The 9,924-nt window shown below is 70.2% G+C and carries 10 protein-coding genes; 2 read left to right on the forward strand and 8 right to left on the reverse strand.

All coding sequences use genetic code 11. From position 1 onward, the window contains the following. Both TSO221_RS31205 and TSO221_RS31210 read right to left on the reverse strand, forming a co-directional pair. Positions 1–757 (reverse strand): acetyl-CoA C-acyltransferase (locus tag TSO221_RS31205; protein ID WP_146208965.1); only part of this gene is annotated, 757 nt, incomplete at its 3' end. A 110-nt stretch (positions 758–867) separates the two neighbouring features. After that, positions 868–2,112: an alpha/beta fold hydrolase gene (locus tag TSO221_RS31210; RefSeq protein WP_109122389.1), complete on the reverse strand. Its 1,245-nt coding sequence runs from the start codon at positions 2,110–2,112 to the stop codon at positions 868–870. Between the two features lie 450 nt (positions 2,113–2,562). On the opposite strand from TSO221_RS31210, the gene phaR reads away from it, so the two are divergent. Then, entirely contained in the window at positions 2,563–3,180 is a 618-nt protein-coding gene (gene phaR / locus TSO221_RS31215) for a polyhydroxyalkanoate synthesis repressor PhaR (RefSeq protein ID WP_109122390.1), read from the forward strand. A gap of 66 nt (positions 3,181–3,246) precedes the next feature. On the opposite strand, the gene TSO221_RS31220 is transcribed toward phaR, so the two are convergent. From TSO221_RS31220 to TSO221_RS35765, 5 genes are all read right to left on the reverse strand, one after another. Beyond that, entirely contained in the window at positions 3,247–4,413 is a 1,167-nt protein-coding gene (locus tag TSO221_RS31220; protein WP_109122391.1) for a glutathionylspermidine synthase family protein, read from the reverse strand. A gap of 217 nt (positions 4,414–4,630) precedes the next feature. Next, a complete protein-coding gene (locus tag TSO221_RS31225; protein ID WP_109122392.1) occupies positions 4,631–5,563 on the reverse strand; it encodes a radical SAM protein in 933 nt (310 codons plus the stop codon). A 3-nt stretch (positions 5,564–5,566) separates the two neighbouring features. Next, positions 5,567–6,373, reverse strand: a complete 807-nt coding sequence (locus TSO221_RS31230; protein ID WP_109122393.1) for a sterol desaturase family protein — start codon at positions 6,371–6,373, stop codon at positions 5,567–5,569. A gap of 185 nt (positions 6,374–6,558) precedes the next feature. Further along, the gene (locus tag TSO221_RS31235) at positions 6,559–6,834 is read right to left on the reverse strand and encodes a GNAT family N-acetyltransferase (protein ID WP_109122394.1); all 276 of its coding nucleotides are present in this window, start codon (positions 6,832–6,834) and stop codon (positions 6,559–6,561) included. A 36-nt stretch (positions 6,835–6,870) separates the two neighbouring features. Then, the gene (locus TSO221_RS35765) at positions 6,871–7,290 is read right to left on the reverse strand and encodes a hypothetical protein (protein WP_158284263.1); all 420 of its coding nucleotides are present in this window, start codon (positions 7,288–7,290) and stop codon (positions 6,871–6,873) included. A 142-nt stretch (positions 7,291–7,432) separates the two neighbouring features. Between TSO221_RS35765 and TSO221_RS35770 the strand changes: the two genes are divergently transcribed. After that, positions 7,433–8,623, forward strand: a complete 1,191-nt coding sequence (locus TSO221_RS35770; RefSeq protein ID WP_158284264.1) for a pentapeptide repeat-containing protein — start codon at positions 7,433–7,435, stop codon at positions 8,621–8,623. 392 nt (positions 8,624–9,015) lie between these two features. Here the strand turns inward: TSO221_RS35770 and TSO221_RS31245 are convergent. Next, on the reverse strand, positions 9,016–9,924 hold a 909-nt coding region (locus TSO221_RS31245; RefSeq protein WP_109122396.1), incomplete at its 5' end, for an ABC transporter permease.

Consider the following 9,924-nt stretch of genomic DNA (forward strand, 5'->3'; position numbering starts at 1 on the left):
CGGCGCCGTCGTTGATGCCCGAGGCGTTGCCGGCGGTCACCGTGCCGTCCTTGGCGAAGGCCGGGCGCAGCTTGGCCAGCGAGTCAACGGTGGTGCCGAACTTCGGGTACTCGTCGGTGTCGACCACCACGTCGCCCTTGCGGCCCTTGATCGTGACCGGGACGATCTCGTCCTTGAACCGGCCACCCTTGACGGCGGCCTCGGCCTTCTGCTGCGAGGCGGCGGCGAAGGCGTCCTGCTCGTCGCGGGTCAGCTGCCACTTCTGGGCCACGTTCTCGGCGGTGGTGCCCATGTGGTAGCCCTGGAAGGCGTCCCACAGGCCGTCCTTGAGCATGGTGTCGAGCATCTCGGCCGAGCCCATCTTGACACCGTTGCGCAGGTGCATGACGTGCGGGGCCTGGCTCATGCTCTCCTGGCCGCCGACGACCATCACCTCGGCGTCGCCTTCGCGGATCGCCTGGTAGCCCAGCGCCACCGAGCGCAGGCCGGAACCACAGAGCTGGTTGATGCCGAAAGCGGTCTTCTCGGCCGGGATGCCGGCGTTGATGGCAGCCTGGCGGGCCGGGTTCTGGCCCTGGCCGGCGGTCAGGATCTGGCCCAGAATGACCTCGGTCACTTCGGCGGCATCCGTCTTCGCACGGCTCAGCGCCTCGCGGATCGCGACTTCACCCAGATAATGGGCGGGCACCGAGCTCAGGGCACCACTAAACGCGCCGATGGGGGTGCGGGCCGCACCGGCGATGACAACCTCGGTCATGACAACGCTCCTCGGATTTGACAGTTTTATTATCGAAAGTGCATGGGTGCCGGAGACGGCGTAGCCTAAGCGCAAGATTCAGCCAATGCAAGACCCCTCTCCGGCGCGCCCTAAACAAGTGTATTAAGCCATTTGGCTAGGGGGATCCATACGCCGTCCTCAGCCCCGGCACTGACCACCATACCGATGTGCCCCAGTGAGGGTCTGAACATTTGTGCACCCGGAATTGATCGGGCCAAAACCATTGCCGATGCCGGAGGCACGATGCGGTCGCGCTCGGGGATGAGGGCGAGGGTCGGCACGCTGACCCGCGCCGGCTCTACCGGCAGGCCACCGACCAGCCAGTTGCCGGTCGCCGGGTCGTTGCGGCCGTACCAGCCGGCCAGCGCGTCGCGCGCCACCCCGGCGACCAGCGGGATGCCGTCATTCAGCCAGTCCTCCAGCGCCACGAAGTCCTCGGCCGCCGGGCTGTCCGGCGCCATGCGGGCAAAGTGGCTGAACTTCTTCAGGGCCAGCATCGGGTCCAGTTGCGCGAACAGCGCCTGCAGGACGTCGACCGGCAACTCGCCCCACGCCTCCAGCAGCGGCCCGAAGGGCTGGAAGAACGCCGCCGCACGGCGGGCGGGCGCCGCATCCTCGGCGTGGAAGTCCCAGGGGGTGGCCATCAGCACCAGCCCCGCCACCTCGCGCGGCCGGCGCAGCGCCAGCGCGGTGGTCAGAAGCCCGCCCATGCAATAGCCGGCCACCGGCACCGCCCGTCCCTCCCGCGCGACGACGGCGTCGAGCACGCGCTCCAGCCGGCCGGCGATGTAGTCGGTCAGGGTGAAGCGGCGCTCCAGCGCCCCCGGCGCGCCCCAGTCGATCAGGTACGGCCGCAGGCCCCACGCCGCCAGCCAGCGCATCAGGCTCTTCTTGGCGCTGAGGTCGAGGATGTAGTGGCGGTTGACCAGCGACGGCACGAACAGCACCGGCGCGCCCGCCGCCTTGGGGTTGAGGGCGCCGTAGTCGAGCAGCCGGCTGCCGCCCTCGGTCCACACCACGGGCGGGTCGGGAAGGTCGCGGCGGTAGGGGTGGTGGCGGTAGCGCTCGACGCCGGTCAGCAGCCGGTCGATGCGGCGGCGGACTTCGCGGTCGACGGCGTCACGCAGGGCGTCCGCGTCCACCCCGTCGGCGAGGCTTCGCAGCTCCGCCGCCTTCTCCGCGAGCCCCGGCCTCCAGGGAAGCGAGCCGCTCCTCCAGGGCTGCAAGCCGCTGGGCGAGCTGAGCAGCGCCGTCAGCGCGGTCGACAGGTGCAGGCCGAGCGGGCGCGGCCCCTGGCGCATCCGGGGCGGCTGGGCGGCGGCTTGGACGGTCATCGGCCGGTCCCTCCGTTGGTTCGGAGTGTTTTGTGGTGAACGGGTTGGGCCGCGGGTCCCAGCCGGTGCCGGGCGGGCTGCCGTAGGCGAAGCCGCCCGGCCCGAACACCGTCGGCGCCAGCGAGGCCGCCCCCTGCCCCAGCATCTGGAACAGCCGCGCCAGATGGTCGGCCGTCTCCGGATCGCCGGCCACCGCCGCCCACTGCTCCTGCCACAGGTCCAGGTAGCGGCGCGCCAGCGCGTCGAGGGTCGGGATGTCGGAGTCGGTGGGGTCGGCCATGCCGAACAGTATAGGAGGAGGCGCGGGAGAATGGCCAGCGCCGCGCGAAAGGGGGGTAATGCGGCCCCGAATCCCCCCTTTTCGGCTGGAGACTTGCCAGCCGCTGCCCCATGTCGTAGTTCTACGCTGAGAGGGATTCCAGCCGCAGCCTTACAAGAAAGAACTCCGCGATGGCCGATAAGGAAGATCAGAAGTCCGCTGCGATCACGATCAAGAAGTACGCCAACCGGCGGCTCTACAACACGGCGACGAGCAGCTACGTGACGCTCGACCATCTGTGCCAGATGGTCAAGGACGGTCTGGACTTCGTGGTCTACGACGCCAAGACGGGGGAGGACATCACCCGCTCGGTGCTCACCCAGATCATCGTGGAAGAAGAGGCGAAGGGGCAGAACCTGCTGCCGATCCCTTTCCTGCGCCAGCTGATCGGCTTCTACGGCGACAACATGCAGTGGATGGTGCCGCGGTACCTGGAATACTCCATGCAGTCGTTCGCCCGCAACCAGGAGCAGATGCGCGAGTATTTCCAGAACACGCTGGGCGGGATGTTCCCCTTCGGCGGGCTGGAGCAGATGGGCAAGCAGAATCTCGCCATGTTCGAGCGGGCAATGCGCATGTTCACCCCGTTCGGCGCGCACGAGGACGGTGCGGAGGGCGGCGCGGCGCCGACTCCCGTCGCCAAGCCGCCGGCCGCCGCCGACCACTCGCTGGACGAGTTGCAGAAGCGGGTGGACGACCTGCAGAAGCAGATCGCCAGCATCACCAAGACCGGCGCGAAGAACGGCTGAGCATCAACATAGCGATAGCGAGAGGGCGGGGACTTCCCCGCCCTTTTTGTTTTCCGCGTGCCGCGCTCACCCCCGGAACAGGTGCGGCACCACCGACGCGTCCGGACCGACCAGCGGGCCCGGCGCCTCGCGCACGGTCATGCCCAGGCACTTGTCGCCGACAATCCAGGCGTCGAGCACCGCGTGCACCCCCTCCTGCTCGTAGGTCGGCGGGGTTTCCAGCCACAGCCAGCCGCCGGGCTCGGCCACGGCGCCGCCTTCCGCCACCAGACGGCCGTGCTCGCCCAGGCGGGTGACGGCGTGGTCGAGGCCGAACAGGCTGCGCACCGTCACCGCTTCCACCGGCCCCAGCGCCGAATCGTCGAGCGCGGCGCGGCACAGGTTGGGGTGCCCGGGGTAGAGGTGCCAGAGCACCGCCAGCAGCCCGTGGTTCGACGCCGCCCAGCACCACGCCGGCTCCACGAGGCCCATGCCGGCGGAGCGCAGGCGCTGCACGAAGTCGTCGCTGCCCAGCGCCTCCCACGGGTAGAGCTTGGCCAGCCAGGAGATCGCCTCGCCGTGCTGGTCGCGGAAGCGGCCGTCGGCCCAGCCGATGTCCTGGAGCGGCAGCAGCACCGTCTCCACCCCCGCCTCGGCGGCGGTGGACGCCAGGTAGATCAGCTCGCCCTCCCCCATCGGGTCGGGGGTGGCGCAGGCGAGGTGCAGGCGCTCGCGGCCGGGGACGCCCAGCGCCAGTTCCTCCCAGCGCTCGATCAGCGCCTCGTGCAGGCCGTTGAACTGCAAGGCGTCGGGGGCCTGCGACTCCTGCCAGTTGCGCTGCACCAGCGCGGCGGCGAACAGCCCCGGCGCCACGTCGTAGTTGCAGGCCAGCAGCTTCAGCGAATCGCGCCCGTCATAGGCCAGCGTCAGCCGCCCGGCGAGGCAGCCGGCGCGCTCGTTGATGCCGCCGGGGCGCCAGTGGTCGCTCCAGGACGCGTCGATCAGCCGCGCCGCCTCACCGCGCAGGCCGAGATCGCTGAGCAGCTTGTCCTCGACCGCCGCGCGCAGGGCCTCGCGGATCATGCCGTGCAGTTCGTCGGCGGCGCTCTCGATCAGGTCGATCTGCGGGGCGGAGAACTCGTAGCGCACGTCCTCGCGCCACAGCGCGCCGGCCGGCGCCGCCGCCAGGCCGTAGGGATACTTGCGCAAGCCGGGCCGCCAATCGACCCGACCGGTCGCCTTCACTCTGTGCATCGCCGCGCTCGTCCGTTCCGATTTGGGGCGTTCCGGTGGGTCACCAGCCAACCGGGCCGGCGGCGCTCCGTCGCGGGGCGGACGGGTGCGCGATGGTGGCAGTGCGGAACGGCGGCATGATGCGGACCCGGGCTCCCCTCGGTTGAAGGCGCGCATCATGGCCGCGGCAACCGGCGCCGCACAAGCGTGTATGCGACATAGATCCTCAGGCAGCGCCTCAGGCGCAGCAGGCGCCGCCCAGCGCGCAGAAGCGGCTGCAATGCGGGTGGCTCATCCACACCCGCCGGCGCGCCTCCGCCAGCGTGGCGCCGCAGTCGAAGCGCGGGTCGTAGGGCAGCAGCGTGCAGGCGGCCAACCGCGCCTCCGCCTCGCCCCGGCGGCGCACCACCATGCGCGAGGAGGCGCACATCATGGCGTCCGGCCGCTTGCCGAGGATGGCCCAGCAGCTCTCGGCGATCTCCGGCGTCTCGGGGCTGCCGTCCATCTCCGGGAACAGCACGAGCTGCCTGGGGTCGTCCGCGTCGATGGGCAGGCCGTGCTCGGCAAAGAGATCGGCGAAGCCGCGGCGCAGCGCCGCCTCCCCCTCCCCGCTCACCGTGCGGCCGGCGACGGCGACGTGGAAGCCGTGCTCCGCCAGCCAGCGCAGCCCCTCCAGCGCCTTGACGAAGCTGCCGGCGCCGCGCAGCGCGTCGTGCCCCGCCGCGCTGTAATGGTCGAGCGAGACGCGCAGGGCCAGACGGTCGCCGTGCGCCTCCTTCAGCGCCAGCAGCGCCGCGCGCTTCAGCGTCATCGGCCGCATGGCGTTGGTCAGCACCAGCACCCGCAGGCCGCGGCCCAGCGCGTCCTCCAGCATCGCCGGAAAATCGGGATTGAGGAACGGCTCGCCACCGGTGAAGCCGACCTCGCGCAGTTCCGGCGCCTCGCGTCCGGCCTCGTCGAGGAAGCGGCGCACCTCCGCGGCGGTCAGGTAGACCAGCGCGTCGTTGCGCGGCGAGGATTCGATGTAGCAGTTGACGCAGGTGATGTTGCACAGCGTGCCGGTGTTGAACCACAGCGTCGTCAGCCCGCCGAGATCCACCGACGCGCGCGGCTTGCCGTCGGCGGTGACGTGCAGGTCGCGGAACTTGGCGGGGATGATCGAGCCGTCCATGCGTCACGCCTCCAGGGCCGGCCGCCGGGCGGACTCGCCCTTGAACGGCATCGCGATAAGGTGGATGAGGCCGAGCTGGTCGCGCCAGCCGGGAAGGCCGAGCGGCGCCGTCTCGTGCCCTGCGGCCGGTGGAGCGGCGTGGTAGGTGCCGCACAGCCGGTCCCACACCGACAGGAAGAAGCCGTAGTTGCTGTCGGTCTCGGCGCGCACGACCGAGTGGTGGACGCGGTGCATGTCCGGCGTGCAGACCAGCCGGCGCAGCGCGGCGTCCAGCCGCTCCGGCAGGCGCAGGTTGGCGTGGGTGAACAGGGAGGAGCCGTTCAGCACCGCCTCGAACGCGACGACCACCCAGGGGTCGGCGCCGAGCGCCACGACCACCGCCGCCTTCCAGGCCAGCGACAGCAGGATCTCCACCGGGTGGAAGCGCAGGCCGGAGCTGACGTCGATGTCGAGGTCGGCGTGGTGCACCCGGTGCAGCCGCCACAGCAGCGACAGCCGGTGCGACAGCACGTGCTGGAGGTAGATGGCAAAGTCGAGCACCAGGAACGCCGCCACCGCCCCGCCCCACCAAGGCGCGTCGAGGACGTTGAACAGGCCGACGCCGCGCTCCTGCGCCCAGGCCGCGGCGGCGACGGCCAGCGCGCCGACGGTCAGCCTCTGCACGGCGACGTCCACCGCGACGAGGCCGAGGTTGACCGCCCAGCGCCGCCCCTTCGCCACGGTGAGCGGGCGCTTCGGGTAGGCCGCCTCCAGCAGCGCGGCGATGACGAAGAGGCCGAGGAAGATCCCCAGCCGGATGGCGGCTTCCATGCGGACGCTCCGGAACCGGACTGGATCTTATATAAGGCAGCGGTGGCGGATGGCACTCAACTCAGCGTGATCCACGGACGAATGCCGGCCGGCCTTTTCACCACGAAGGCACGAAGACACGAAGGTGGCGGGCGCACGTGTCCCGCCTTCGTGTCTTCGTGCCTTCGTGGTGTCCCTCTTTCCCGCTACCCCAGCAGGTCGTGGTGCTCGCGGTGCCGGCGCATCCACAGGGAGGCGTAGCCGCAGACCGGCACGACTTTCAGCTTTTCCGCCCGCGCGATGTCCATGACGCCATGCATCAGCCGGCCGGCGGCGCCGGTGCCGCGCAGCGAGGGCGGCGCCTCGACGTAGGGGATGTAGAGGGCCCCGCCCTGGCGGCGGTAGGTGGCGAAGACGATGCGGCCGTCCACGTCCAGCTCGAAGCGGCCGAGCGCCGGGTTGTCCTTCACGGGTGCGGTCATGCCGGAGTCAACACGCGACGCCGGGGTTGGTTCACCCTACAGCAGGATGTCGTCCAGCGTGACCGCCGGGCGCGCCTCGACCGGGGCAAGCGCCTTCAGCGCCTCGGCGATCTCCAGGTCGTCGGTGTTGGTGTGCGAGATGAAGCGCGCGGTGACCTCCGCCAGCTCGGCGCGGGCACGCGCCGGCTCGTACTCGCAACGGTCGCGGATCGCCGTCAGGCGGTCGAGGAACAGCGCGTGGGCGCCGAGATGCCGCGTCTTGAGATCGCCGCCGATCCGCTCCAGGTGCGGCATCTCGTGGTCGAAGTGCTCGACCACCTGGGCGATCAGCCGGTCCATGCCCGCGCGCGCCATGACGTCGCCGTACGCCAGATCCTGCAACGTGTGGAGCAGCTGCTCGTGGTCGTCATCGATCAGGTCGAGGTTGGTGAGGCGCAGATCGCAGTCCCTGGGCATGGCTCTCTCCGCAACAGAACCGTCATCCTACCCGAAAACCGGGCGGACCGCCTCTGTGGCGGCCTGTCGCAATTTCGACGAAAATTGCACAGGCTGCGGCCGGCCGATCGGGTGTAAGAGATGCTTTCGCCTCGAAGGAATCGTGGGTGTACGGACGATCATGGGCGCCAGCGGACAGGCCAGCGGTGTTGCGGTGAAGGCGGCGGACCAGCAGGACCGCCTCGCCCGCATGCGCGAGTCGCTGCGCAACCACCTGCTGCACCTCGCCGGCAAGGGCGGCAAGCGCCTGAACCTGATGATGTCGAACGTCTCCTACGTGATCCTGGAGAACTTCGACTTCTCGCGCGCGGCAATGGTCGCCTGCAACTTCTCCTACTCGAACCTGGAGGGCGCGCACTTCCGCGACGCCGACCTCACCAACAGCCTGTTCATCCGCACCAACCTGGTGCGCGCCGACTTCTCGGGCGCCATCCTGAACGGCGTGCGCTTCCACTACGCCGACGCGCAGGAGGCGACGCTCGACGAGACGCGGATGAAGCAGGGCTCGGTGATGGTCTACCGCGACGACGTCGCCGGCGGCGGCCGGCGCGAGCAGACGCTGGTGCAGGAGACCGACCTCTCCAACTCCAACTTCGAGGGTGCGTCGCTGCGCGGGGCGGACATGAGCGGCTGCCGCATCCGCAACGCCAACCTGAAGGGCGCCGACCTGACCGGGGCCGACCTGAAGGGCGCCGACCTCTCCGGCTCGACCTTGGCAGGGGCGGTGCTGACCGACGCGGCGCTGAGCGACGTGACGGTGGAGAACACCATCTTCGACGTCACGCCGGAGACCATCAACGCGCTCCAGATGAACGACGGCTTCCGCCGCTTCCTCGACGTCCGCGCCCAGGCCAAGGACGCCGCGGAGCTGCACCGCGCCTGGGTGGACAGCGGCGGCAAGGACGGCACGCGCGCCGACTTCGCCGGGCGCAACCTGCGCGGCATCGACCTGTCCGGGCTGATGCTGGCCACCGTGTCCTTCGCCGGCAGCGACCTCAGCGGCGCCCGGCTGAGCAACGCGGTGCTGGCGGCGGCCGACCTGAGCGGCGCGGTCATCCAGTACGCCGACCTCTCCGGCGCCGACATTCGCGGCGCCAATTTCGCCGAGGCGCAGGTGCAGTTCTCCAGCTTCCAGGGCGTCGACGCGACGCCGCTGGCGCTGCGCAACGGCGGCAGCCTGCCGACGCGCTTCGACGGCGCCAGCCTGCGCAACTGCGACCTGCGCGCGCCCACCCTGACCGCGACCATGCTGAGCGGCGCCAAGGTGGCCGACTGCGAGTTCGACGGCGCCTGAGCGGCGCCGGATGGAACACTGTGGAACACCGTGGAACAGTGTGCAGACCGTGTTCACTTCACTCTCCGCCGCACCGCCCGGATCCGGGTTTGAAGGAAATTGATCCTAACACAGGATCGCGCGGAGAGGCAAGGCCCGGAGCGATTGCAGCTCGCCAACCGTCCTCCCCGCGAAGGCGCATAGGCGCTCACCCAGGCACCTATGCACCTCCTCCCGCCCCTTTCTGGCCGTCATCCCCGCGAAGGCGGGGATCCATACGTTCCACAGCCATCCGCTTTGGCAGTTATGGATCCCCGCCTTCGCGGGGATGACGGTGTGAGAAGGGGATGGGAGACCAAGAAAGGCGATCACACGCTTGACTGAGGCCCATGCGCGGAAGCGCCGATCCGCCGTCAGCGCATCGCCGCGAGGTGCCGGCGGAAGCGCCTGAGGCTCAGCGCGAAGAAGACGGCGCCGATCACCACGGTGGCGGCGAAGCGCGGCCACACCACCTCCAGCCCGGCGCCGCGGCACAGAATCGCCTGGGCGAACGCCACGAAGTGGGTGGAGGGCACGAACTGCATGACCCATTGCAGCCACTTGGGCTCGCTCTCCAGCGGCGTGTTGGCGCCGGACAGCATGGTCATCGGCAGCACGATCAGGATGAACAGCAGGCCAAGCTGCGGCATGGAGCGCGCGATGGTGCCGAGGAAGATGCCCAGCGCCGTGGCGAAGAACAGGTAGAGCGCCGTCCCCGCCAGGAACAGCGTCATCGAACCGGCCAGCGGCACCCCCAGCACGCCGCGCACGATGCCCAGCAGCGCGAAGGCGGTCAGCGCCAGGATCACCGTGCCGTTGGCCACCACCTTGGCGGTCATGATCTCGGCCGGGCGGACCGGCATCACCAGCAGGTGCTCCAGCGTGCCGTGCTCGCGCTCGCGGATCAGCGCGGCGCCGGCCAGCAGCACCGCCAGCATGGTGATGTTGTTGATGGTCGCCATGATGCCCATGAACCACTTGGTATCGAGCGCCTGGTTGAAGGCGTAGCGGACCTGGAGGCCGACCGGGGCCGGGGCCGCGGCAGCCTCGCGCCGGGCGAAGCGGCCGATCTCGTCGTCGAGGATGCCGACGATCTGCCCGGCGCCGATGCCCGCCTGCATCATGGCGGTGGCGTCGATCAGCAGCTGCGCCGCCGGGCTGCGGCCGGCCAGCACATCGGCCTCGAAGTCCGGCGGGATGTCGAGCACGAAGGTGAAGCGCGCGGAGTCCATGGCGGCGTTCACGTCGCCGGCGCCGATCAGCACCGGCGGGCGGGACTCCGG

This window comes from Azospirillum sp. TSO22-1 (assembly GCF_003116015.1).
GTDB lineage: Bacteria > Pseudomonadota > Alphaproteobacteria > Azospirillales > Azospirillaceae > Azospirillum.